The sequence below is a fragment of the Natronogracilivirga saccharolytica genome, from assembly GCF_017921895.1.
GTDB classification, from domain to species: domain Bacteria; phylum Bacteroidota; class Rhodothermia; order Balneolales; family Natronogracilivirgulaceae; genus Natronogracilivirga; species Natronogracilivirga saccharolytica.
In genome coordinates this window covers 75,105-101,265 of sequence record NZ_JAFIDN010000013.1, presented here as the reverse complement: position 1 = coordinate 101,265, position 26,161 = coordinate 75,105, and the positions used below count along the sequence as shown (strand labels likewise).

General features: G+C 49.8%; 21 protein-coding genes. 8 read left to right on the top strand and 13 right to left on the bottom strand.

Annotated features, from left to right (window positions below; translation table 11 throughout):
- On the bottom strand, positions 1 to 180 hold a 180-nt coding region (locus NATSA_RS13955; protein ID WP_210513221.1), incomplete at its 3' end, for a hypothetical protein.
- 608 nt (positions 181 to 788) lie between these two features.
- Here NATSA_RS13955 and NATSA_RS13950 point away from each other — a divergent pair.
- On the top strand, positions 789 to 983 hold the full coding sequence (locus NATSA_RS13950; protein ID WP_210513220.1) for a hypothetical protein: 195 nt from the start codon (positions 789 to 791) through the stop codon (positions 981 to 983).
- Positions 984 to 1,090: 107 nt separating this feature from the next.
- Here NATSA_RS13950 and NATSA_RS13945 read toward each other — a convergent pair whose 3' ends face one another.
- Positions 1,091 to 2,026, bottom strand: coding sequence for a LysR substrate-binding domain-containing protein (locus tag NATSA_RS13945; protein WP_210513219.1), 936 nt, complete (start codon positions 2,024 to 2,026; stop codon positions 1,091 to 1,093).
- A gap of 243 nt (positions 2,027 to 2,269) precedes the next feature.
- On the opposite strand from NATSA_RS13945, the gene NATSA_RS13940 reads away from it, so the two are divergent.
- Positions 2,270 to 3,439, top strand: coding sequence for an MFS transporter (locus tag NATSA_RS13940; RefSeq protein WP_210513218.1), 1,170 nt, complete (start codon positions 2,270 to 2,272; stop codon positions 3,437 to 3,439).
- Here NATSA_RS13940 and NATSA_RS13935 read toward each other — a convergent pair.
- Positions 3,418 to 4,047: a hypothetical protein gene (locus NATSA_RS13935; RefSeq protein WP_210513217.1), complete on the bottom strand. Its 630-nt coding sequence runs from the start codon at positions 4,045 to 4,047 to the stop codon at positions 3,418 to 3,420. The genes NATSA_RS13940 and NATSA_RS13935 overlap by 22 nt on opposite strands.
- Positions 4,048 to 4,152: 105 nt before the next feature.
- Positions 4,153 to 4,431 (bottom strand): YtxH domain-containing protein, encoded by a 279-nt coding sequence (locus tag NATSA_RS13930; RefSeq protein WP_210513216.1) that lies wholly within the window; start codon positions 4,429 to 4,431, stop codon positions 4,153 to 4,155.
- 202 nt (positions 4,432 to 4,633) lie between these two features.
- On the opposite strand from NATSA_RS13930, the gene msrB reads away from it, so the two are divergent.
- Positions 4,634 to 5,176 (top strand): peptide-methionine (R)-S-oxide reductase MsrB, encoded by a 543-nt coding sequence (msrB, locus tag NATSA_RS13925; RefSeq protein ID WP_246481842.1) that lies wholly within the window; start codon positions 4,634 to 4,636, stop codon positions 5,174 to 5,176.
- Between the two features lie 90 nt (positions 5,177 to 5,266).
- On the opposite strand, the gene NATSA_RS13920 is transcribed toward msrB, so the two are convergent.
- The 6 genes from NATSA_RS13920 to NATSA_RS13895 all read right to left on the bottom strand — a co-directional run bounded on the left by NATSA_RS13920 (position 5,267) and on the right by NATSA_RS13895 (position 17,957).
- Positions 5,267 to 6,631: an exo-beta-N-acetylmuramidase NamZ family protein gene (locus NATSA_RS13920; RefSeq protein ID WP_210513215.1), complete on the bottom strand. Its 1,365-nt coding sequence runs from the start codon at positions 6,629 to 6,631 to the stop codon at positions 5,267 to 5,269.
- Positions 6,632 to 6,697: 66 nt separating this feature from the next.
- Positions 6,698 to 7,336, bottom strand: a complete 639-nt coding sequence (locus NATSA_RS13915; RefSeq protein ID WP_210513214.1) for an SDR family oxidoreductase — start codon at positions 7,334 to 7,336, stop codon at positions 6,698 to 6,700.
- 128 nt (positions 7,337 to 7,464) lie between these two features.
- A complete protein-coding gene (locus NATSA_RS13910; protein WP_210513213.1) occupies positions 7,465 to 8,949 on the bottom strand; it encodes a glutamate synthase subunit beta in 1,485 nt (494 codons plus the stop codon).
- 60 nt (positions 8,950 to 9,009) lie between these two features.
- Positions 9,010 to 13,623 carry a glutamate synthase large subunit gene (gene gltB, locus NATSA_RS13905; protein WP_210513212.1) on the bottom strand — a complete coding sequence of 1,538 codons (4,614 nt, stop codon included), beginning with the start codon at positions 13,621 to 13,623 and terminating at the stop codon, positions 9,010 to 9,012.
- Positions 13,624 to 14,138: 515 nt separating this feature from the next.
- On the bottom strand, positions 14,139 to 16,364 hold the full coding sequence (locus NATSA_RS13900; RefSeq protein ID WP_246481841.1) for an APC family permease: 2,226 nt from the start codon (positions 16,362 to 16,364) through the stop codon (positions 14,139 to 14,141).
- Positions 16,365 to 16,607: 243 nt separating this feature from the next.
- Positions 16,608 to 17,957, bottom strand: a complete 1,350-nt coding sequence (locus NATSA_RS13895; RefSeq protein ID WP_210513211.1) for a DUF4236 domain-containing protein — start codon at positions 17,955 to 17,957, stop codon at positions 16,608 to 16,610.
- A gap of 312 nt (positions 17,958 to 18,269) precedes the next feature.
- Here NATSA_RS13895 and NATSA_RS13890 point away from each other — a divergent pair, with 312 nt between their 5' ends.
- Both NATSA_RS13890 and NATSA_RS13885 read left to right on the top strand, forming a co-directional pair.
- A complete protein-coding gene (locus NATSA_RS13890; protein ID WP_210513210.1) occupies positions 18,270 to 18,971 on the top strand; it encodes a hypothetical protein in 702 nt (233 codons plus the stop codon).
- 80 nt (positions 18,972 to 19,051) lie between these two features.
- A complete protein-coding gene (locus NATSA_RS13885; RefSeq protein WP_210513209.1) occupies positions 19,052 to 19,669 on the top strand; it encodes a hypothetical protein in 618 nt (205 codons plus the stop codon).
- A gap of 111 nt (positions 19,670 to 19,780) precedes the next feature.
- Here the strand turns inward: NATSA_RS13885 and NATSA_RS13880 are convergent, their stop codons facing one another.
- The 3 genes from NATSA_RS13880 to NATSA_RS13870 form a co-directional block, all read right to left on the bottom strand.
- Entirely contained in the window at positions 19,781 to 20,944 is a 1,164-nt protein-coding gene (locus NATSA_RS13880) for a glycosyltransferase (RefSeq protein ID WP_210513208.1), read from the bottom strand.
- A 127-nt stretch (positions 20,945 to 21,071) separates the two neighbouring features.
- A complete protein-coding gene (locus NATSA_RS13875) occupies positions 21,072 to 21,512 on the bottom strand; it encodes a CBS domain-containing protein (RefSeq protein ID WP_210513207.1) in 441 nt (146 codons plus the stop codon).
- 182 nt (positions 21,513 to 21,694) lie between these two features.
- Entirely contained in the window at positions 21,695 to 23,857 is a 2,163-nt protein-coding gene (locus tag NATSA_RS13870) for an alpha/beta hydrolase family protein (RefSeq protein ID WP_210513206.1), read from the bottom strand.
- 276 nt (positions 23,858 to 24,133) lie between these two features.
- On the opposite strand from NATSA_RS13870, the gene NATSA_RS13865 reads away from it, so the two are divergent.
- From NATSA_RS13865 to trxA, 3 genes are all read left to right on the top strand, one after another.
- A complete protein-coding gene (locus NATSA_RS13865) occupies positions 24,134 to 25,330 on the top strand; it encodes a PQQ-dependent sugar dehydrogenase (RefSeq protein WP_210513205.1) in 1,197 nt (398 codons plus the stop codon).
- Between the two features lie 154 nt (positions 25,331 to 25,484).
- A complete protein-coding gene (locus NATSA_RS13860; protein ID WP_210513204.1) occupies positions 25,485 to 25,769 on the top strand; it encodes a hypothetical protein in 285 nt (94 codons plus the stop codon).
- Between the two features lie 31 nt (positions 25,770 to 25,800).
- Positions 25,801 to 26,142, top strand: coding sequence for a thioredoxin (gene trxA, locus NATSA_RS13855; protein WP_210513203.1), 342 nt, complete (start codon positions 25,801 to 25,803; stop codon positions 26,140 to 26,142).
- The last annotated feature ends 19 nt before the right edge of the window (positions 26,143 to 26,161 follow it).

Below are 26,161 nucleotides of genomic sequence, written 5' to 3'. Positions count from 1 at the left end.
GGAAGCGTCCACAACGCTGCCGGTAACCGATCCGTGCTCTTCTTCCATGGAAGTCGCTTCTGCAAATGGACCGGCCTCGCCGGCAAAAGTCGCTTTTGCCCCGAATGCAATCAGCAGACAGGAAGTGAACAGCGTTAGTAATCTTAGTTTTTGAAGAGCTTTTATACTTGGGCTATGCATGAGAATATGATTTGTGTAATTGCGAATGTATAATAATCAAAACCGGTAACCTCACCTCTGCGGATGACAGTCAAATGACCATTAGTTGATGAGTTATTAAACCCCGATAAAGTTCAATTATCCTTTATTAAAAAGTGTCTTTACCGAAATATCACTTTAAAATATTTAACTATTTTTTTCAACAACCGCAAGCTTTATCGGTTAAGTCACAAAAAAAATGCAAAGTATTGAGGCCCATAATTTTCTTGATTTTTTATCCAAAAATGTAAATCCAAGCATTGTCAAGCTAAATCTATTGACCACAAAAATCATCTCATTATGACGACACGTCTGATTCTACTCGCATATTTTCTTTTTTCTTATACGCCTTACACCGTCCTGTAATACCGAAAATGAGACGGAAAATATTGAAGGGCTACAAGTTATATCGGATCTTCGGGTTGTCTTACTCACTTTTCGACTACATTGTACAAAATACAGATCCGGAATATGTCAATTTCCAACTGGATGTCTTTTGGACAGTGTGGCCGGGTTATGACCCTGTAGAATGAGTAGAACGGTATCCGGATCGCTTCAGAACGGTTCATCTTAAAGATCTGGCAGAAGGTGTGGAAGGCGATTTGTCAGGAAGAGCTCCAAGTGAACACATGGTTGTCCTGGGAAAAGGTCAGGTTGATTTCAAATCACTTTTAATTGCCGCCAGGGATTCAAATATCAAATACTTTTACCTTGAAGACGAGGTTGAGGATGTCAAAACAAGTGTTCCTGAAAGCTATGAATATATTACAAGTCTGACATACTGATTTACACGGTCATCGCAAAACGCAAGATTTTCCTGATGCCTCACAGGAAGGTAATATTGCATTAAAAATAACGCTGCCGGTGCATTCCGCCCGGCAGCGCACTGAAGCTACACCTCAAGAATTTCAACTGGCCTTTTCTCATCCACCATGGGCGGAACTTTCTTTTGTATCTCCTCCTTCAGAGCATCCACAATGCGCTCTTTCAGATGATGCCTGTAGGTAACGATACTTATCTGCCGGGCAGGCACCGGATCGCGAAAATGCTGAACAAACAGCTTTTCACTGTCGCTGAACTCCTCAACAGCCATGCATGGCAGTACAGTTATCCCTTTATTCGCATCAACCAGACGCTTCAGTGAATCTATGCTGCCGGCTTCATAAATGAGATTTCCGTTCGGACGCTTTTGTCTTTTGAGTTCACATAACTCAGATATCTGACTTCTCAGGCAGTGTCCTTCTTCAAGCAGCCAAAGCTGATCAACATTCAGTTCCTTCGGCTGAATATACTTTTCACTGACGGGAGGAAGCTGCTTGCTGTAATAAACCACAAAAGGCTCATTATAAAGCGGAATTTCGCGTATGGCATCCTGTCCAAGAGGAGTCGCCAGGATTCCGGCATCAATCGTGTTCGATTTCAACTGATTGACAATTTCACTTGTCGTCAGCTCATTGATTGTGATCCGGAGGCGCGGATAGGAAATGAGCATATCCTGCAAAAACAGTGGCAGCAGATACGGAGCCACGGTAGGAATTACTCCCAGCCTGAGCTCTCCCTCTACCTGCTCACTCATTTCTCCGGCAAGGCGTTGCAAATGATCCACCTCTTCCAATACCCTGCGCGCCTGCGCGATAATTCGTTTTCCCGTTTCGGTCGGCATTACCGGGGACCGGCTCCGGTCAAACACTTTCACACCGAGTTCATCTTCAAAGCGGTTCACCATAGTGCTGAGCGTAGGCTGTGTGACATGACAGTGATCTGCAGCACGGGCGAAATGCCGGAAACGGTCAATGGCTAAAATGTAGGTTAACTGCTGAATATTCATATATATAGGCGAATTGGTTGCGAATATCCGATAAATCCTGTCAATGGAAATATAAATAATATCATAAGAATTCAATATTAAGATTCAAGTTTAATTTACATCCAGTCTGCATTTTACGCTATGAAGCATTTCACAGTCTCGGTATTACATACAGTCGCTATTTCACACCGTCAGCATTTCATTGATTTGTATGCGCTCTTTTTTAAATAACAGGATCCGGTTATAGGAAAAAAAATTGTCATATTGCTCGCCAGCACACTTACGGTCATGGCCGGTGCCACAATAGGACCGGTCCTTCCGCTGATGACCGAAGTTTTTGCCGATACACCCAATGCAGATTTTCTGACACGGCTGATCTTAACCATGCCGGCTCTGTTCATTGTCATAGCCTCGCCCTTCTGCGGCTGGCTTACCGACCGGTACGGACGAAAAAAACTCCTGATAGCAGGTGCCGTTTTATATGGCCTTTCCGGAACAGCCGGGGCATGGCTCGACAGCCTGACGGCCATACTCATCAGCCGGGCACTGCTTGGCATATCCGTTGCTTCCATTATGACCGTATGCATCACACTAATCGGTGATTACTACAGCGGATTCCAGCGGCAAAAAATCACCGGACTCCAAAGTGCATTTATGGCATTCGGGGGAGTTGTATTTATTTCTGCCGGGGGTATGCTTGCTGATATCAGCTGGCGTGCACCGTTCCTGATATACTCTTTCGCTCTCCTGCTTCTGCCGGCCATAATGCTGTTCATCAAAGAACCTGCACAGAAATCCGAAGTTGAAGTGAATGCTGATGCCGGCCGCGATACTTCATTTTCTCTGCTGAATGTTTCAGTCATCCTTGCGATGGCATTCCTCGGTATGGCCATGTTTTACATGATACCGGTCCACATACCCTTTTTAATCCACACTTTCGGAGATATCAGCAATACGGAGGTCGGACTTGCCCTTTCATCATTCGTTTTAACAGGTGCAATCGCAGCGCTCAACTATCAGCGCTTTCTCTATGTTATGTCCCACCAAAGTATTTACGTCCTGAGTTTCTTCTTACTGGGCATCGGATACATAATGATCTTTTTTTCCGACAGCTATGCAGGCATTTTCGCAGGATTGATCACCGGCGGTGCAGGTTCCGGACTTCTCAAACCAAACACTACCGTATGGATGCTGTCTGAAGCCCCGGATTATTTAAGAGGCCGGTTATCAGGGATGATAACCACAGCCGTTTTTTTGGGTCAGTTTCTTTCCCCCGTTCTAACGCGTCCACTTGTAGAAAATCTGTCAATCTCAGAAGCTTTTTTATTTGTCGGAGCTGGTGTTACCGCCATATCTGTTTCAGCTGCATTGTACCTGATGATCAGCAGACGGAGCTCTGGTACTGACCGGCATCAAAGGTCCATTTCAAACTGATCAGCTCCCTGCCCCGATTTCCTGAATCCCGCTTTTTCAAGGTATGCCCGGTGATCTTTGCTGACAGCCCTCGCCACCAGTTTGGTCAGACCCTGTTCCTTCAGAAAATCGCACCTCTCATTAAAGAGATATTTACTGATTTTGAAATCGCGGTAATTGGGAATAACGAAGTCAAGCTTGATGTTAAGAATACCGCTGTTATCAGGACTTCCGATCACAAGGCCGCCGGGAACCATATCCCGCAGCACAAAAATACATATATCTTCAGCACCGGGTTTCATGTCGAAATCCGGCTGAAATTTTTTTATTTCGTCCTGATAAAACGAAAGGAACGACTTCAGGTATTCACTTTCAGGCGACACCCTGAGCAGCCGGAAGTATTCCTTGTCGCCCAGCATTTTGCTCAGATAGTAAATATTGATGAGTACGATAAAACCATTCATGGCCGCCACGGGTATAGCGCCAATCAGTATCCCGTACAGGCAAAATGTGGCAGCACCGATCATGTTGATAATCCGAAGCCTGATAATGGCGCTCATCATCAGGGAAACAGCAATCAGGACAGATGCTACATATCCGATGATCTCATAAACAAGGTAGGTATCCATAAAAAAAAGCCGGTGATCATTCCCATTTATGGTGGAAATGATACCGGCAATTCTTCAAAAATAAAAGGACAAAAGAAGTTAAAAGGACTGTTTGAATGAGAAGGGTTATTTCATGGCCTTTTTAACTTCATTCCTCAGATCTTCGGCTTTTGATTTTCCCTTGTTGATGATATCTTCGGTGTCATCCAGGGCTGTTTCATATTTTTTCCGCATGGTTTTGACAAAGTCATCAAACTCTGATCTTACCATATCGGTGTACTCATCACTTTTCTTCGAGAGTTGCTTCCGCGTTCTTTCACCTTTGTCCGGAGCAAACAGGACACCGAGTACAGCTCCAATAAATGACCCTATAATCACACTTACCAGCATATTTAGTTTGCTCATATTCCCTCGCTGTTTTTTTCAAGTTACATTGTACTCTGTATAACGTGAGGTATTGGTGAATTGTTCCATATAAACTTATGTAGTAACGAATCTTCCGGAGATTTGATTGCCGCAGGCAGAATCGCAAGTAGAATAAAGAAACGGTTTGCAGCTCTTCAATGTTCTGTTTTGTATAATTTTCAATTCCCAAGCGAAGTATGTTATGACCGTTGATATTAACCGCCCTCTGCCCGACAAATTGCGCAATCAGATGTTACCGCACTGGTTTGATCCGGGCCTTTTCCCCTCACAAAATGAGCCTGTAAATCTGAGTGACAGTGAATGGAAAGAAAGGCTGACACCAGCCGAATATGAGGTGCTTCGTTCGCACGGAACAGAACCGCCGTTTAAGAATGAATACTTTCACAATGAAGAGGAAGGTGTATATCTGTGCCGCGGATGCTCAAATCCTCTGTTCTCATCAGCTGCCAAGTTCCGGTCAAGCTCCGGATGGCCCAGTTTTTTCGCACCTGTCTCACAGGAAAGAATCGGCACCGAGTCTGACCATCGTCTTCTGATGGAACGTACTGAAGTTCATTGTGCCCGATGCGGCGGACATCTCGGTCATGTTTTCGAGGACGGCCCGGAGCCGACTGGTTTGCGCTACTGCCTCAATTCACCGTCGCTGCGGTTTATTGATGAAGAAGCACACCGAAAGATTGCCGGCGGCAGAGAGCATGAACTTGATTTTGAGCTGCACAAATAGGCGGTCTTGAAGTGTGCTTATTGCAGCAATTTTCTAATCATCCGTTCAGATAATGTGGAAATTTGGCTGACCCGTACGACATATATCCGGCTAATCGTAAAGCAAATACGGCCTGCGCATTTCCGAGAACTCAGCAACATCCTCGTTCCAGCTTTCAATGATTTCATCAGCCGGAACCCCTTCCCGGATCATTTCCTGCACAAATTCGTTTCCGGCGCGGACCGGCATACCTCTGGGGTGAAAAAACTCCTCCTTATGCTCTTCCGGCAACAGATCGTAAAATACCTGCAAAATATGAATACCGGCAGCTACCGGCCACACAGCATCGTATCCGGTCACCTCAATCCGCACCCCATGCACATCTTCACCCTCAAGCTTGGGCTCACGTGACATGCCGGGAATACTTTCAGGGGTAAATGTAACCGGGTGGAAATTCAGTCCGCTCAGATACGATTCCCGATGCCTGTCCGGTTCTTCGTTATCATAACCGGTTCCGCTTTCCGGGGATTGTGACCGACGATTCAGTTCATCTGCGACTTTTTCTGCATCCACATGCGGGCTGCCGACTTTCAGGAACGGCTCGTATGTTCCTCTTCCCTCACTTGCCGGGGTACCTTCAAACAAGCATGTACCGGGGTATATGACAGCTGTTTCAAAATCGGGAATATTAGGACTGGGCGGAATCCACTCCAGCCCGGTATCATCCCAAAGCATATCCCGGTTCCACCCGTTCAGCTCAATAACATGCAGATCCAGATCTTCGATATCGTCATGCCATCCCTGATCGTGGATCATCAGTGCGAGTTCTCCGACGGTCATCCCGTGTGTCACGGGTGTGGGATAGAGTCCGATTCCGGAGGTAAACTCGTCTTTTCTGATATGGCCTTCAATTCTGGTTCCTCCTATGGGATTCGGGCGGTCGAGAACCAGATACGGAATTCCCGCTTCAACTGCTGACCGCATGGCACGCCCCATGGTCGCCGGATAGGTGTAAAACCGGGTACCCACATCCTGGATATCAAATACAAGAACATCGACGTCTTCCAGCATTTCGGGTGTCGGCCGGCGGGTTTCACCATAAAGGCTGTAAACAGGAATTCCTGTTTCTTCATCAATGTCATCATCAACAGGCTCGCCGGCATCTGCCGTACCGCGGATTCCGTGTTCGGGTCCGAATAAAGCCGTTACTTCAACATCATCCTTTTCATGGAGCAGATCAACAATGTGCTGTTCACCGACTACAGCGCTGTGGTTGGTGATGATTCCGAGACGCTGGTTTTCTATCAGGTCAAAATAATCATTGAGCAGACGTTCCGCACCAACAGCTACCGCGCCGGTTTGCTGATCTTCCGACCCCGTGTGATGCCGGTTTGCGTCAGGATCTTCAGTGGTGCATGCTGAAAACAGTGCCAGCGTAACAGCCATTATCATGCCAATGGTAAAATGTCCCTGCATTATATGTAAGATTTAGTCCGGATTTGTATGCAACTATTTCAAATGCTGCAGCAAAATAGCTAAAAATCAGACAAGACGCTTTATTGCGTTTTCGACAGGGATATCACCGGAAACGACATCCCATTGGTGTCCGATGGTTCCTTGATTTTCAAGAACCTCGGCAACCACTGTGGCCACATCAGCACGTGGAATCTCGCCCGACTCAAGATCGGGGCCAAGCGTGACACGACCGGCAGGAAGATCGTCAGTAAGTCTTCCGGGTCTGATAATCGTATAATCAAGTCCGCTTTCACGCAGGGCTTTGTCAGCCTGGGATTTGGCTTCCAGGTATGCCTGAAACACTTCGTTGCCGCGTGGCTCTTCGGCCTTCATGGCACTTATCATGACATAGCGCCTGATGCCCTTTTTTTTCGCCGCTTCAATGAGTTTCAGGGCACCGTCACGGTCAACACTCCACTTTCTCTCAGCTCCGCTTCCCGGTCCGGCACCGGCCGCAAATATCACGGCGTCCGCATCACCTACAGCCGGTGAAATGTCCTCCTCAGCTTCTACGTCGCAAACCACAGGCTTTGCCCCAGCCCGCTCAACTTCGGCAGCATGATCCGGGTTGCGGATGAGGCCGGTTATCTGGTTGCCATTGCTGCGAAGTATAGGGTGCAGCAACATGGCGATTTGGCCATGAGCGCCTAATACTGCCACTTTCATAATAATATCACCTCTTTAGTTCTTTATATAGTGTACAACTCTATTACATAATTCAACCTTTCAGATGCACATCAATGCTATCTAAAAGTATTGAATCCTGAATAAAACCAAAACCAGGAGGGTTTCTGTCAGGGAAGCTCGGTACTTCCCATCAGCCAGCGGTCGCACTCTCTTGCAACACCGCGGCCTTCATTAATGGCCCATACTATCAGACTCTGCCCGCGACGCATATCACCTGCGGCAAAGACGCCATCCACATTGGTCGTGTACACCTCATGCTCCGCTTTTGCATTTGAGCGCTCATCCTGCTCTACGCCGAGTTGTTCAAGTACAGGGTTTTCCGGACCAAGAAATCCCATGGACAGCAGTACAAGGTCGGCTTTCCAGACCTTCCCGGTTCCGGGGATCTCTTTAGGCGCCATCCTGCCGTTGTTGCCTTTCTCCCAGGTGATCTGAACCGTGTGCAGCTCCTTTACATTTCCCTGTCCGTCAGTGGTAAACTTTTTGGTCATTATCTCATATTGGCGCGGATCATCACCAAACTTCTTTTTGGCCTCTTCCTGACCATAATCGAGTCTGTAAATATTGGGCCAGCGCGGCCACGGATTGTGATCCGCACGGTCTTCAGGAGGCTGTGGCATAATTTCAAATTGTGTCACACTCTTGCACTGCTGGCGCAATGCTGTTCCGACACAATCGGTTCCGGTGTCTCCTCCCCCGATGACAATTACATTCTTGTCTTTTGCTGAAATGTAGTTTCCGTCTTCGTGCCCTGAATCGAGCAGACTCTTGGTATCCGCATGCAGATAATCCATGGCAAAATGGATGCCTTTCGAGTCCCGGCCGTCGATCGGAAGATCACGCGGACGGGTGGCACCGCCGGCCAGTATCACTGCGTCGAACCGGGATTTGAGTTCATCCGCCGGGATATCCTTGCCAATTTCTGTACTTGTCACAAATTCAATTCCTTCCTGCTCCAGAATGTCGACACGCCGCTTGACGATCCCCTTTTCAAGCTTCATGTTGGGGATTCCATAGGTAAGCAGTCCTCCGATGCGATCGGCACGCTCATAGACCGTAACATTGTGACCAACTTTGTTCAGCTGTGCGGCAGCAGCGAGTCCGGCCGGACCGGAACCGACGATTGCTATCTTCTTATCGGTGCGCTGATCGGGCGGCTCGGGCACAACCCACCCTTCTTCAAATCCCCGGTCAATGATAGCCTTTTCTATGCTTTTTATTGCCACTGGCGGCTCAATGATCCCGAGCACGCAGGACCCTTCGCACGGAGCCGGGCACACCCTTCCCGTAAACTCGGGAAAATTGTTTGTCTTGTGCAACCGGTGCAAAGCTTCCTTCCACTTGCCCCTGTAGACCAAATCGTTCCATTCGGGAATAAGGTTGTAGACCGGACAACCCATTGAGCCTTTGGCCGGGTCGTTTCCGGTCTGACAAAACGGAATTCCGCAATCCATGCATCGTGCGCCTTGTTCCCGGAGCTCCTGTTCGCCAAATGGTTCGCTGAACTCATCCCAGGAATGAATGCGGTCTTCCGGTTTTTTACCGGGGGCTTCTTTTCGTTCGAATTCCAGGAATCCAGTAGGTTTACCCATAATTATTCATCGTTAATCAGTAAATATCTGTTTCTGCTTGCGGATTAGCTTCCGGCCGAATTAGTTACCGGCAGCACGTGCCTTGTCACCCTTATTGATCTCGAAGGCTTCCATGATCGCATCATCTCCTTCCAGTCCACGCATTCCGGCTTCTCTGATGGCCTCATTCATTCGTTTGAAATCAATGGGATGCACTTTCACAAAATGGGGAACCACTTCGTCCCATTTGGCAAGCACTTTCCAGGCCCGGTTGCTGTCGGTGTAATCGGCATGTCTGCGGATCATACGCTTGACCTCCTCGATCTCATCGACATCCTCAAGCCGTTCAAGGTAGACCATCTCCTTGTTGCAGTTCTGCTCAAACCGGTTCTCCAGATCAAGGACATAGGCAATACCTCCCGACATACCGGCGGCAAAATTGCGGCCTGTCGGACCGAGCACCACAACCCTTCCTCCGGTCATGTACTCGCAGGCATGATCACCGACGGCTTCCACAACGGCACGCACACCACTGTTGCGAACACAGAACCGCTCACCTGCCATACCCCTGATATAAGCTTCCCCGCTGGTCGCTCCGTAAAAGGACACATTACCAACGATGATATTTTCTTCCGGCTTGAAACGGGCATTGGCATCAGGGTAAAGTATCAGCTTGCCCCCGGATAATCCCTTTCCGAAATAATCGTTGGCATCTCCTTCGAGCTCAAGCGTCATGCCCGGCGGCGTAAACGCACCAAAGCTCTGACCTGCCGAACCCCGGAAATTCAGTCTGATGGTGTCTTCGGCAAGTCCGTCACGACCGTGTTCCCTGGTAATCTCACTGCCAACTATCGTACCGACAACACGGTTGATATTCTGGATGGGCAGCCTGGCTTTAACCGGTTTCTTTTCCTTGATAGCCGGTTCGCAAATATCGAGAAGCGTCTGGATATCCATCGAGTTGTGCAGCCCATGATTCTGCTCCATGAACTTGCGGACTCCAATGTTTCTATCCACTTTTGGCCGGTGGAGTATTGCCGACAGATCGAGCGTTCTGGCTTTCCAGTGATCCGTTTTACGGGCTTTCAGCTTGTCCGAACGTCCGATCATCTCATCCATGGTACGGAAGCCGAGCCTGGCCATATGCTCACGGATATCCTGAGCTACGAATTTCATGAAATTGACCACATATTGAGGATCACCGGCATAATTGTGGCGCAGTTTCGGGTTTTGAGTTGCGACACCGACCGGACAGGTATCCATATGGCAAACCCGCATCATTATGCAGCCCAGTGTGATAAGTGCACTGGTCCCGAATCCGTACTCCTCGGCACCCAGCAGGGCGGCAACAACAATATCCCGCCCCGTTTTCACTTGGCCGTCGGTTTCCAGTACAACCCGGCTTCTGAGATTGTTCAGAACAAGGGTCTGATGGGTTTCCGCCAGACCAAGCTCCCAGGGCAATCCGGCATGTTTGATACTGGTTTGAGGTGATGCGCCGGTTCCGCCATCCTGACCGCTGATCAGAATGACATCCGCCTTGGCCTTCGATACACCCGCAGCGATGGTACCCACGCCCGCAAGTGATACCAGTTTCACATTGATGCGGGCATTTTGATTGGCGTTTTTAAGGTCATGGATCAGCTGCGCCAGATCCTCAATGGAATAGATATCATGATGGGGCGGAGGCGATATAAGCCCGACACCCGGGGTAGAATACCGGACCTTGGCAATCCAGGGATACACTTTCCGGCCGGGAAGCTCTCCCCCCTCACCGGGCTTGGCACCCTGGGCCATTTTGATCTGAATCTCTTCAGACTGGGTCAGATATTCACTTGTGACTCCAAACCTTCCGGATGCCACCTGTTTGATGGAGCTTCTGCGGGAATCCCCGTTCGGATCGGGTGTGTACCGCCGCGGGTCTTCCCCGCCTTCACCGGTGTTGCTTTTCCCGCCGATACGGTTCATGGCAATTGCCAGGGCTTCATGAGTCTCCTCACTGATGGATCCGTACGACATGGCCCCGGTTTTGAATCTTTTGCAAATCGATTCAACCGGCTCCACCTCTTCAATGGGCACCGGATCCCTGGCATATTTGAAATCAAGCATGTGACGCAGCGTAGGCGGGGGATCCTGCTGGTCATCAAGAAGCTTGGTATAGTCCTTGTACAGTTTGTAGTCATTGATTTTGCTTGCAAACTGAAGCGTGTGCACCGTTTCCGGATTGTACATATGGTACTCACTGTTTTTCCGCCACTTGTACTGTCCGCCCTCATCCAGCACCTGTCCGTTCACCCGCACTTTCGGGTAGGCCTTGCGATGTCTCATCTGCGCCTCTTCGGCGATGATATCCAGGTCGATGCCGCCGATGCGCGAGTTCGTCCAGGTGAAGTAGGTGTCAATCACATCAGAGGATATGCCCAGCGCCTCAAAAATCTGTGCTCCGCGATACGATTTAATCGTCGATATACCCATCTTGGACATAACTTTGACAACTCCCTTCACAACGGCTTTGTTGTATCCTTTCACAGCCCGCTCGTAGTCCATGTCCTCAAGGAGGCCTTCCCTGATTAAATCGTGCAGGCTTTCATAGGCCATATATGGATTTACAGCATCGACTCCATATCCCAACAAGGTACAGAAATGGTGCACCTCACGAGGCTCGCCCGACTCCAGTACAATGCCCACTTCGGTCCGTTTTCCCGTGCGGATAAGATGGTGATGCAGTCCGGAAACCGCCAGAAGTGCCGGAATGGGTGTGTGGTCCTTGTCGAACTTGCGGTCCGAGAGAATCAGGATATTCACACCGCTCTCAATAGCCTTGTCGGCAGCAGAAAAAAGATTGTCAAGAGCCTTTTTCAGTCCCTTTCCACCGCTTTCCGCTTGGAAAAGGATCGGAAGGGTTTCGTTTTTGAACCCGTCCACGACCAGGTTTTTGAGCTGTTTCAGCTCTTCGGAAGTGATAACCGGATTGTCGAGTTCTATCTGCCGGCAGCTGTGCGGGCCGGGATTCAGAATATTTCCCTGTGATCCTAAAAGGGTTTCCGTTGATGTAATCAGCTCCTCCCTGATGGGATCGATGGGAGGATTGGTCACCTGTGCAAAGAGCTGTTTGAAGTAGTTGTACAGCAGCTGCGGCTGTTTGGATAGCACCGCAATGGGTGCGTCATTTCCCATGGCGCCGACCGGCTGAAGCATCTTTTCGGCCATTGGTCCGACATTGATCCGCAGATCCTCATAGGTATAACCAAACACTTTTTGCCGGTGGACGACCTCTTCATGGGTGTGCTTCGGTTCCGGGTATTCCAGATCCTCGGTCACACTGTCAAAATGGATCAGGTTTTCATCCAGCCACTCCTGATAAGGGTGTTCGGAGGCGATCTGGTTTTTGATCTCATCATCACTGATGATGCGGCCCTCTTCGGTGTCGATCAGCAGCATGCGTCCGGGCTGCAGACGCTCCTTTTCCAGGACATCTTCCGGTTCGATGTCAAGCACACCCACTTCGGAAGCAAGAACGACCATATCATCGCGGGTCACGTAGTAGCGTGAGGGGCGGAGTCCGTTCCGGTCGAGATTGGCCCCGACGACCTTGCCGTCGGTAAATGCAACAGAAGCCGGACCGTCCCAGGGCTCCATCATGCAGCTGTGAAACTGGTAGAAGGCACGCTGAATGTCATTCATGCTTTCATGCTTTTCCCATGGCTCCGGGATCATCATCATCATGGCATGCGGCAGCGAGCGTCCTGTCAGAGACAGAAACTCCAGGCAGTTGTCAAACTTGGCGGAGTCACTGCCTTCCTCCTGGATAATCGGCAGCACTTTCTGCATATCATCCCCGAAAAGCTGTGACTCAAACTGTTTGCCGCGGGCGTGCATCCAGTTCTGGTTTCCCTGGACCGTGTTGATCTCACCGTTGTGAATCACATAGCGGTACGGATGCGCCAGTTTCCAGCTCGGGAATGTATTGGTACTGAAGCGGGAATGCACCAGAGCAATGGCGGATGTCATATCCGGATTGTTGAGGTCCGGGTAGTAAAGTTCAAGCTGGTTGGGCGTCAGCATCCCTTTGTAGACGACGGTCCGGGATGACAGACTGTTGACGTAGTAAAATTCCTTGTCGGCGTCACTCAGATCCGAGTGCTGGATGGCAAGCGTGATGCGTCGGCGGATTATAAAAAGTTTGCGCTCGAAATCCAGTTCGGTTTTCATGGACGGATCACGTTCAACGAAAACCTGTCTCACCAGCGGCTCACAGTCAATTGCGGATTCACCAAGACTCGAGTTGTCGGTAGCCACTTTTCTCCACCCAAGGATGTTCAGCCCCTCTTCGGTGATCACTTTTTCGATGATCTTCTCACAGAATTTTCTCTGCTTACGTTCCGGCGGCAGGAAAAACATTCCCACACCGTAGTTGCCGAACTCCGGCAATTCAAATCCAAGTCCCTCACAGGATTTTCTGAAAAACTCGTGGGGAATCTGCATAAGGATACCTGCGCCGTCACCGGTATTGGGCTCGGCTCCGGTTGCACCCCGGTGATCCAGATTCTTCAACACACGAATGGCATGTCTGACAATGTCATGAGAGGCTTTTCCCTTAATATTGACGACAAAACCGATACCACAGGCATCGTGTTCATTGGCGGGGTCATACAGCCCCTGTTTTTGCGGAAAAAGAGTTCCTTCTTGTTTCATTTATTCCCGATTTGAGTCAAAATCACAAATTTTGGATGGAGCCACGAATCCACCGCTATTGTTTTTTGTGGGTGGCACATCCTGTGCTTTCCATTTTTATTTCAGTGCCGTTGCAACAGTGTTTTGATCCGGATCATCCGGATATCTGCACAGGATTTTTAATGTTCAAACAGCTAATACATGTCTGTGGGTATCAATGCCTTTACATCATCCTCTGTTATCTGCGAATCAACAGTCCAACTGCTACAGAAGTTTGCAACGCCGAAACCAACATTTCACCAACCGATTCAACATATCATCCGGAGAGTACATCCGGATTCTTATTTTATTTCTACTTTTAAAGCAATGAATAATATTAATAAAAATCAGCACCTATACAAATTAAAATGATCACACATAGCCCCTAAACATTGTTTTTTCAGGTCTGTGGGATAAAAAAGCGCTAACAATAAAACAGATAAAAACTGACAGGCATTGTGATTGGCTGCTCCTGACCAGCAGAGAACTGGCCGGCTTTACTCATCCCCCTTGAGCAGCACATTTCCGAAGGCATTGTCTTTGGCTGCCAGGACAAGTACGGTAGTGGGAAGCCCCTCCAGGTTCTTTTGCATATTGAAATAATAGTCGGCGAACTTTTCTCCGGGTTCAGCCATGCCAAGAAATATCAGGTCGGCATCCTTGGAACTTTCTGCAAGAATATCCTGAAAGCGGCGACCTTCAGAGAGCAACACCATGGGCTTGGCGTCAATGCGGATGTTGCTGATGATCTGTTTGAGGTTGTTCTGAGCTTTAACCGCTCCCTGACGATCCTTGACCACCATCTTGATCCGCACCTCGGCATGCAGCCACCGGTGGCTGTTTTTCAGCAGATGAGCCAGAATCATCAGCAATCCGCCATTGCCCTGCAGACCGCCCCACCAGACATCAATAATTTTACGGTCACCAAACAGCAGATCCTTGTTGTCATGCACAATGACAACATTCCTGTTCAGGTTGTGAAACGTTTCAATCATCCTGCTGTAGCTGTCTATGGAAACTTCATTTTCCGTATCACCCATTACGATCGTATTGGGAACCAGTTCTCCGAGACCGTAGGATTCAACCAGACGTACCATACCCTTGTAAGGATCTCCTGCTGAAGTTACCCTGACAAGACACTGAATCCCTTTTTTTTCAAGAAATTCGCGTATCTGCTTCTCCATCGTCCTTTTCCGGTCAGCGGTAAGCTCATTGCTCTTAAGAATGGATGAAAGTGTAAGTATGCCCCGGTTAAGTGTCAGTGATGATGCAAACTCGATGAGATGAAACCGTTTTGTCGGCACTCCTGAAAACACCAGGGGATGCGGACGCCAGGTCTTTGCATCCTCTTCGGCTTTCATGCGCATAAGACCGGCACGGATCAGCGCCATCCATATGCCGCGTCTGATATCCCCCCAGGCGGATTTGATCTGGCGGCTGCGAAGCCACACAAATATAACAACTACGAAGATCAGGGCTATGACGGTCGCTCCGGCATTAATCAGAAACATTACCGCAACACATCCTACTGCACCGATAATGGAAAGACTCCAGTGAACATTGAACTTGGGTCTGAATGACGGACTTCTCAGCAGCCGCTCAATACCGGCCGTAACATTCAGTACTCCGTATGTTGTCAGAAAAAACATGGTCAGAATAGGCGCAATTACGTTCAGACTGCCAAAAAACACGGCAATCAACGCCACACACAGCGTGATCAGTGTCCCCACTCTTGGCAGATCATCACTTCCCTCTCCCCGGCCCAGCCAGCGCATCCAGCCCGGCAGCACCCCGTCCCTGGCAAGCGCCTGCAAGACTCTGGGAGCGCCCAGGATACTTCCAACCGCGCTGGAAAGTGTTGCACCCCAGACCCCGATCAAAATGGCGTCCCCCCACCAGGCCATTTCTCTCATGATAAGCGGGTTTTCGATCAGAGTATCGGCATCGGCGCGCTGTGCAAGCAACACAGGAAGTATCATGTAGATGAGATAACCGACACCGATAGCGGAAAATGTGCCCAGGGGAATGGACCGGGTTGGATTCTTGAGGTCGCCGGACATGTTCACGCCTGCCATAATCCCTGTAACAGCCGGAAAGAATACAGCAAATACCGTCCAGAAAGCCGCTGTTTCCCGGTCCCGGGCACCGGTCATCTCAATTTCGGAAGTCTCTACCGGGCCGCCAAGAACGAAGGATATGAGCGAGAGTGCAATGCCAAACATGATGAAATACTGAGCCCGTATGGCAACGCGGGCCGATATCAGGGCCAGTCCCGCTACAAAAATCGTTGTAACTATTCCGACTAAACGAATAGATAATTCCGGAAACACCCCGACCACACTTTCAGCAAAACCTACCGTGTACAGGGCAACAGAAAGCGCCTGGGCAAAATAGAGGGGAATTCCGATCGCTCCTCCGGATTCAATACCCAGCGATCTGCTGATCATGTAGTAGGCACCCCCGATACGCACTCTCTGGTCAGTTGCAATTGCGGCAATCGACATTGCCGTCAGAAATGTGATGGTTGTGGAGAGCGTAACAATGATCAGAGTGCCTGCCAGGCCTACATTGCCCACAACCCATCCGAACCGCAGGTACATGATCACCCCGAGGATGGTCAGCACTGACGGGGTAAAAACTCCGCCGAAGGTCCCCAGGCCGCTTTCAGCGGAAGGCAGGACCTGATCGTTTCCGGACTTGTTTTTGGAAAATGGTATCTGCAACTGCAGGTTATTTGTGATGGATGTGAAAGAGAGCGAATAAATCTACTAATTACACGGTATAATTTCCTGTAAAGATGATCAGCGAATGAAAATTACTATTCAAATCAACATGGCATTGCGACGGAAAGAGTTACCATGAAGAATCCTGAGACCAGGATGGAGCATGCCAATATGAATAATCATGACAATACGATGGAACATGCCACTCTGAAAGAGCATGAGACTACACGGCTGCGGACTGACTCATCCCTGCTCATCCAGCAGATGCTGCATGCGGGCGGCAAACAGTGCGGGACGGGCCATGGTCAGGATTACCGGATTTTTCCTTCCGTCAAGTATGACGCGAACCACAGCATCTTCGAGGGATAATACCACATCCAGAATACGATGCAAACGATAATCCCGGGACCCGTCGCCGACGATGAGTATTCTTTTATCTGTGAGGCATATGGTTCCCTCCATATCCGTTTCGTAACCGATGTACTTGTGCCGGATGCGGTCGATGGTTCGGGCTTGCTGGATTTTTTCCTTGAGCTGGCGTCCTTCAACGGCGGCGTAGCACTTCTCCCCCCTGGTCAGCCTGACCGGCGGATCGATTTCATCGGGAAACGATTCCGTTTCCTGCCGGATCTCCGCAAGAACCTTCAGGGTATCCATCTCCTCGGCGATCTGATCCTCACTGAGATTCAGCCGCTCAGCCAGCTCCCGCAGGTGACGTTCATCATCGGATGTGAGTTTGTGATCGCCTGCAAGTGACTCGAAACGACGCTGAAATAAAGCAACATGCAGCTCCTGCATTTCACTTTTACTCAAAACCGATTGCCTTTCAAACCGGTCAAGCAACTCTTCGGGTATGTGATCAGGCGTTTCCGCATACGCTTCATGCAGATGATAGCCCCCGTGAAAATCGATCCACTTACGATGACGCCCGTGTAAATCAGCCATTTTGCCGAGCAGTGCTGCAATCTGTTCTTCGGTCCGGTTTGCATCCGGACGGGATTTTTCGTGAGCTGATGCAACTTCATCAAGTATCTTTCTGAGGCTGGTCAGCAGACCGACAGCCTTCTGGTTCATCCGGTCCACTACCACATATCCGCCGGCACCACCCAGGGTGAGAAGAAATCCGGCAGCTACCAGACCGGTTCCGGTCCACCCGAAATATCCGCCGGCCAGTAACAGCAAACCGGGAACCATAACATACTTCAGCATCCATCCGGTTGATGGCAGATCCGGAGCAGGAAACGGATCCGGTTTCCTCAAACGAACCGGAGAAGGATACGTAACACCTGTATCCACAAAAATCTCCACGGAGCTGCCGGCAGCGGGCGGCTGTGACAGAGCAGGAGAGCCCTCCGGCTGATAATGATATTGCTGACCGGAATAACTGCCTGATGTTCTTCCTGAAGATATGCGGCGGTTTTTACGGGCATATTTGCGGTAATACAGGCCGCCGCGTCCGCCATGCACATAGGCACCTCGGGGACTCATACCCACCCGCGCGCCGGTGACCCCTCCGGAGACGCCGACCCCACCTTTGGAAAGGTTCAGACGAACCGGCCCCATGTTAAATCCCTTGCGAAGATAAAAAGCCATTTTGTTGTATTTCGTTATTGACTGGTCACCATTGCGGGAGTATGTTCTTTGGATTTTGAATTATGAACATAAAAATTGCATTCCTCATATGCACTGTTTCATGCATCCGATTGTGGTTTCTTCCCGAGGCTCATAAAGTGACAATCATTTTTGCAAATATTGAAAAAAGCTGACCCGGTCCTGAAACCCCGCGCCCGGCCCTGCGTATATCACATAACAAAATTTCACATGCCGGGGCATGATCCGGACACAGGTGCTTATCAGCATGGTAAAGACATTGCATTTGACCTACAATTCCAAACATTTAAAAAGATGAAGAAATTTAACGACACACAAAGACACTTTTTCACTACTGCAAATTGCGGAAATCCGACCTGCTTTTCCGGTCGGAGAAAACATATCTTTTTTTCTGCCGCCACTACCATAATATTGCTGCTGTCACTTATGACCGCCCCATCAGCCAAGTCGCAGGACATGCAGACCCTGTTTGACGGGGATGTAAAACACGGCGGATTTGGCGGGCCTGTTGTTCGTTTCGGCAGTATTGATAATGATCTGGCGGTTTGGGTTGGCGGACGCGGCGGCTGGATTATCAATTTTTCCAATCAGCACAGCATCTCGCTCGGAGGCGGCGGTTACGGTCTGGTGACCGAACACCAAATGCCGTTTCAGCCCGAAAATGGGGAAACTGAGCTTGCTGCCGCCGGTTATGGCGGATTTGAAGTGGAATACACCAATCAGACCTACCGTCTGCTGCATTTCACCACATCAACACTGATCGGCGCCGGAGGTCTGACAACCAGAACTACCGATCACGAATTTTCCGATTCAGATCCTGAGCCGTTCTTTGTACTCGAGCCAGGCGTGCATGCCGAAGTCAACATGACACATTTCTTCCGGATTGCCGCCGGACTGTCTTACCGGATCACCAGCGGAATCGACAAGGGTGGCTTCGGTGACAGTGACTTTTCCGGATTAAACGCAGCCATTACATTCAAGTTCGGGTCCTTCTGATTCAAGTTCGGGTCTTTTTAAAATTCGGGCTTATCCGCACCGGTACAACAACATCATCATACGCTTAATAATTACCTCATATGAAACATTTCCGGATTCCCCTACTGTTCATGACGCTGTTTCTCATCACCGTCAGTGCCGCTTCCGCACGACAGCAAACCCAGACCCTGTTCCGCTCAGACATCAGACACGGCGGCTTCGGACAGCTGACTTATGCTCTGACCCAGGTAAACGGCGAAACCGTATACATGTCCGGAACCCGTGGGGCATGGATTCTCAACCTGACCAGTGACCATGCACTGCATATCGGTCTGGCAGGCTACCGCACCAGGCCCGATGCAAGCGCTGTAAACTGGCCGCATGACGACATCCGGAAGCCGGATATCAGAACCAATTACGGCGGCTTCGAGCTGGAGTATGTAAACAGCTCCTACCGGCTGCTCCATTTCGGGACACAGCTGCTTGTTGGCTCGGGGACCGTTCGTTATGATGACGGGGATGTTGACCTCGAGAAGACCCGGGATGACTATTTTGTGGTACAGCCGGGCGCCAATGTGTTTCTGAACGTGACCAGCTGGTTCCGGATCAGCGGAGGATTGTATTACAGGTATGCGTCCAACGTCAGCCTGGACGGCACCAGCGATTCAGACTTGTCCGGCCTGACAGGTATCATGGGTCTGCGATTCGGCCGGTTCTGATCTGCAATTTTGGTCTGCAGGCTTTGATTTACCTGATTGGGTTTATCTGGTTGGACCTACCTGTTCTGATCTACCGGTTCTGGCCTCCAGTTTTTGATTTGCTTTTTTAATCTACCTGATGTTCACCAGGTTTTCGTACACATCAAAGAGTTTGCTGAAGTGATCATCCATTGTCCCGATGGAATTCTGCGCAGCAACAGCACATGCTTCAACCATTTTGGGGCGGTCACGGTCCAGCATACGTATAATAGCATTAGAAAGCTCTGCGGGATTGCCGGGCTCATATGTCTCGGAATAATCCCGCGCCGCAAGATCGGCAGCACCGCCCCGTGAGGGAACGATAACGGGAAGACCGCTGCAAATCGCCTCTGCCACAACCAGTCCATAGGTTTCTGCCGCAGAACCATGTATAAAGTAGTCAGCACTTGACAAGGCCTCGGCCAGTTCTTCGCGGTTGGCTGTGAACCCCATCAGCTTGATATGTCCGACCCCGCGCGCCTGTCTTTTTACCATCCATCGAAAAGGTCCGTCTCCAAACAGTACAAGACCCATTTTTCTTTGAAGGGATGCCTGCCGGAATCCTTGAAATACCGTGCCAAGGCGTTTTTCCGGATGATGGCGGCTGATCCCGATAAGCAACGCGGCATCATCGGGAAGGCCAAGATCGGCCAGAAGCTTCTTACGGATCTTCGGATTCCGCCTTTTGGGCGATGAAAATTTTTTGTCAATGCCGAATGGTACTGCGATCGGATTCTTGATACCGAACACACTGAGCCGGTCGGCCAGCCAGTCACCGCTGACGATGGTCGCATCGTAACGCTTGCTAAGACGTTTGAGATACTTCCAGTAGAACAGAAACAGCTTGTCTACCCGCGAATAATTCATCAGCTTGCCCAGAAAGGTATGGGGATAGACGGCTACGGGGTCCTGATGGAAAATAAACGATTTTACGGCATCCCCTTTCCAGCGTGCGGCAAACCATCCGCCCGACCATGGTGATGATCCTTCCACTACATCAGGCTTTTCCCTGTCCAGGATCTCGTGAACCATTTTTTCCCGCCAGAGCACATAATACCTTCGGTCCACCGGCAGAGAAGGTCCCGGCACCCAGATGATGCGTCCGCCAAAACGCTCCTCTTCTCCTGCCCGCGGTCCGGGGGCGACAACAACTATTTCATGGCCGGCCTTTTTGCCGGCTTGCAGCTTCTGGTTGATGTAGGTTTTTACACCGCCACCTTCGTCTGCATAAAATTCAGCGACATCAATAATCTTCATATAACGGATTTAAATCTGTCCCTGAAGTTATAGCAGATCGGTTTCATTTACAATTTCTAAACAGGAAATTATTCGGTTTCAGGCAGAACGGAGCTGCCGGTCGCATACCGCTTCCGCTTCAAGGATTTCAGCCCGGATATCCCGAGGTGATATAATTCCTCAGATCATTGATTTCGGATTTCTGTTCGTCAATAATGGCTTTTACTATGTCGCCGATGGATATCATACCTGTGACATTGCGTTTGTCATCGATGACGGGAAGGTGCCGGATTTTTTTCTCCGACATGATTCTCATGCATTCATGAAGCTCATAGTCTTCGGTTACACACATCACTTGCCGGGTCATAATGTCGCGGACCGGTGTATCTTTTGAATGCCGGCCCTTGAGTATGATCTTGTTGCGGTAGTCACGTTCCGATACAATACCGCACATGCTGCCCTGACACATAACGACAAGCGCCCCGATATTTTTGTCTGCCATCAGGGCGATGGCATCATAGACCATGGAATCATCGGGAACACTGATGACATCACTGCCTTTCTTGTTGAGAATATCCTTTATTTTCATTTCCAGCTCCTTTGTGAAATGAGATTGCCTGTTGCATGCGAGTCTCATCAGGTGATGCCATCACAGACCGCAGAAGCCGCAGAAAACAACTCCTGACGCGGACACAGCACACCACCTAAACAGTTCTAAAGATTACACTTACTGACATATTAAAGATTTTTCAGAAAGATACAACAAAAAGATTATTTCGGCCCAGGTGCGGCAAAGTTGGACATCCATTCCCGTACCTCATGATACCATTTTACCGAGTTGTTTGGCTTGAGAATCCAGTGGTTCTCATCGGGGAAATAGATCAGACGCGATTCGATGTCCCGGTGCTGCAGCGTCCGGAACAACTCAAATGCCTGTCCGACCGGGACCCTGTAATCCAGCTGTCCATGGATAATCAGAGCCGGAGTGTCAAAGTTTTCAGCGTAATAATGAGGAGAAATCTCATCGTAAATATCGTGCTCCCAATAGTCTCCGAATCGTTCGGTATGCACGGCAAAATCGGCCGCCATCTGTGAGTACATGTTGTAGACCGGCGCATGAATCAGCAGCGTTTGAAACGGATGCTCTTTTCCGAGGAGAATACTTGAAAGGTAGCCGCCGTAACTGCCGCCGCCGGCAACCATGCGATCTTCATCAATCCATGGCTGTGCGGCAAACCAGTCCGCCGCTTTTCGGGTATCGGCATAGGGTTTGGTGATCCAGTCGGGGTTGATGGCGTCGGTGAAGTCCTGACCGAAACCGGATGATCCGTGGAAATTATGCCAGGCAGTCACATATCCCCAGGATGCAAATGTCTGGGCATTCCAGCGGAAGTGGAACCCGTCGGTTATGCCGCTGTGCGGACCACCATGAATCAGCAGAAAAAGCGGGTACTCCTTTTCCTCATCAAATCCGGGAGGATAGTGAACCCACATCTGGATTTCCTCACCATCATAACCTTCGTAGGTAACCGATTCGTACGTGCCCAGGTCCACATCTTCAAGAATATCGTCATTCAGGGAATCGAGTCTGCGCGTATTTCCATCAGCCGGATCAATGGTAACAAGACGAGGCGGGTACAGGAAACTCTGATTCAATCCCGCCAGCAGGCCTGTTTGCGAGACACTCAGTGACATGTAATCCGTTTGTGATGTTACCTGCCGCGGCTCACCGGATTCGGCATCGATTGCATAAACCCTCCGGGTTCCGGCATCATCAATAGCTCCGTAGAGCTCATTTCCGTTGGGAGCCCATACAAGTCCGTCGGCAGAGCGGTCCCAGTCGGATGTAAGTTCGCGATGAGTCTCCTCTTCCATGTCATAAAGCACAAGCCGCCGGGTGTCGGCATAAAAACCGGGAATCTGCTGACGGTTGTAGGCAAGAACAGCGCCATCCGGGCTGAACAACGGGCCGGAGTCCGGCGCATCGTTTTCCACGGTTATATTGGTCGCCTGATCGCTTCCCGGGACGATCAGATAGATGTCCATTTTGGGATCAGTATCGTCGCGGTTCGTATCGCTCACGAAAGCGACTTTGGACTCATCCGGAGTCACATCGTAACTTCCGGGTCCCTGGGTTGAACGCGGCAGCTCATGGCCGGAAGACAGCGTAACCGGCTCAACGTTATCGGCATCCACCAGGACGTTGCTGTTGCTGTGCCGGTTGCCGTTTTCCGCCTCTTCACGTTCCGAAAGCGTCTTTCTGTCAAGAATGCCCTTATCAACCGGTACGCGGAACACATGGGCCTGGCGCTCTTCGTCGAGCCAGTGGTCCCAGTGGCTGTAGGGCAGTTCGTTCCAGATGTGAGCCGAGACATGGGACTGTTCCTGCTGTTCGATTTCCTCTTTCATCTCATCCCAGCTTTTTTCGGGCCAGACGTTAGAAATGAAATAGATGTGGTCGCCGGCCCATTTCGGGGCCTGGATACCAGTCGGCAGCTCCATCAGACGACGGGCTTCACCCGGCTCACTGATTGGCAGCAGATACAGCTGACCGGCCTGGTCATCATCCCGGCGCGTGACAAATGCGAGCATGTCACCATCCGGACTGAAAACCGGCTGGCCATCGGCAGAACCGTGGCGGGTCAGCGGCCGTTCTGCAGACCCGTCAGCGGCAAACAGCCAGAGATCGGTGTGACTTTCGTCATCGTCCATGGTATACCGGGTTACCGGAGCAACAACCCATTCTCCGTCCGGCGAGACAACCGGCGTACCGATTCGTTTCATTTCCCACAGCACCTCTACGCTGAGCGGCTTGAAATCTTCGGAGTCATTAGTATCGTTTTGAGCAGTGGCCGCGTCGGTGGCAGCACAGGAAGAGACGCCGGCAAGTAAAAAAAGCGGTGCCAGTAGCAGAGCTGATATCTTGTTTCTCATGAAAGGATTTTTTTTGTGTAATGTTTGGCCCTATTCAGGGTTGTTTAAAATTTTATTTCCGGAAGTGGAATGAAATGAAGTGGAATAAGGAAATCACCAATCTGCCCTTTGATAGTATTCGCTGAGCTTGGACGGCTCCAAAGTATTTCTGTCAAATGTATTTAATTTATGCATCATATCAATGATATGCGGCATTTTTTAATTGTAAAACAAGCGGAACATATTGTGCCACGGTCGTGTTAAAAGACTGTATCCATTCACTTTAACTTATCAGCTATGAAACGACTCGTTCGATATACCGCTTTTTTTATTCCCCTGCTGGCAATTGCACTGCTTTTCGCAGGCAGTTCATGGTTTGCTACAGCGGATGGCAAGCATGACCATCACGAAGACAGCTGGATCAGCAACAGTCAGTATGCCGAATTGCGGGTCAGCAAGGTTGCCGGCGATCTGGAACATCCCTGGTCAATAGCGTTTCTTCCGGATGGCAATATGCTCGTTACCGAGCGACCCGGCAGGCTTCATCTTGTTGAAAACGGCAATTTTCATGAAATAGAAGGTCTGCCGGAAATCCATGCCAGAGGCCAGGGTGGTTTGCTTGAAGTTTCAGTGCATCCTGACTATGAATCAAACGGCTGGATTTATCTTACGTACTCCAAACCCAATGGCGACGATGAAACGGCAACCGCTCTGCACCGCGCGCGACTGGACGGCCGTTCACTTACAGATGCTGAAGATATATTTGTCCAGGATCGCTACTCAAGTCCCGGGCGCCACTATGGTTCCAAGCTGGCATGGACCAACGACGGTAAACTTTTAATGAGCATTGGTGATCGTGGCACAGAGCCCCCCAGAGCACAGGACCTCATGGATCATGCCGGCACGTTGCTCAGGCTCAACGACGACGGATCGGTTCCTTCCGACAATCCTTTCGTCGGGGATGATGACGCGCTTGACGAAATTTATTCATACGGACACCGCAATATACAGGGGCTGGTCGTCCATCCTGAAACCGGCCAGATCTGGGTTACAGAGCACGGTCCGCGCGGAGGTGATGAACTGAATCTTGTGGAAGCGGGTGAAAACTACGGATGGCCGACAGTAACGAGGGGTCTGGACTACAGAACGCAGGAAGATTTCCCCCATTCCGAGGCAAGAAGGATGGATGGAATCGTTGAACCTGTTTATGAGCTTCTTCCCACCCTTGCGCCATCCGGACTTGCACTGGTGACAAACGATCATTTTTCCAGTGTCTGGGAAGGCAACTTGTTTGCCGGGGGGCTTGCAGCGGAACGTATTCGCAGGCTTGTGACAGACAACCCTGATGGATTTTATGAAGTCATCCATGACGAGGAGTTGCTGCTGGAAGAACTCGGCCGTATCAGGGATATCAGGATTGGTCCCGATGACAATATGTATATTGTGACCGACCACAGTGACGGCGCTCTGTGGCGCGTTGAACCGGCAAACTGATTCAGCATATCAACCGGATTTGATTCACTATATATTTCACAGTTCAAAGCATCAGGATCGGTGACATCCTGATGCTTTTTTTTGAGATTGACATTCTGATGCGCTATTCATATATTGTTATATAAATATATATTTAAGTAACAATCGGAATACTATGATAAAGAACTTAATTCAGCGTCTGACACAAAACTGGCATCCCATGCGGTTCGTCGCTCTGGGACTTGGCCTCTTCCTGGCCTATGGCGGCCTCACGAGCAGCGAACCGGCACTGGGTCTTTTGTCGCTTTTTTTTCTGTTTCAGGCGGCTTTCAACACCGGCTGCATGGTCGGCCAATGTGCGGGAAACACATGCGCACGTGATGCTGTAAGTGCAAACGAGCAGAAGAAGCATGCAGAACCCTTTCAGTCCGGGCAAGGCACCGTTAAATCCAGAGAGTGATAGTTCCGGTTAAACTCAAAATTTTGGACAGATGGCAAACAATATCAGACAAAAAAGCTTTTCAGAAATCATTAAAGGGGATACTCCGGTTCTGGTGGACTTCTATGCTGACTGGTGTGCACCGTGCCGAATGATGCCGCCCATCCTGAAAGAACTGAAGCAGCGAATGGGTGAAGATATTCACATTTTGAAAATTGACACGGAAAAGAATCCGGATGTAGCAATACGCTATCAGGTCAGAGGCATCCCTACGCTTATTCTGTTTAAGGAAGGAAAGGTTTTGTGGCAGCAATCCGGAGTCATGCAGGCCCCTCAACTTGAAACCGCCATACGCAGCACGCTTGAAAAATTTGAAAACAGTGCGCGTGTCTGATGCAGAAGTGGGTTTATTC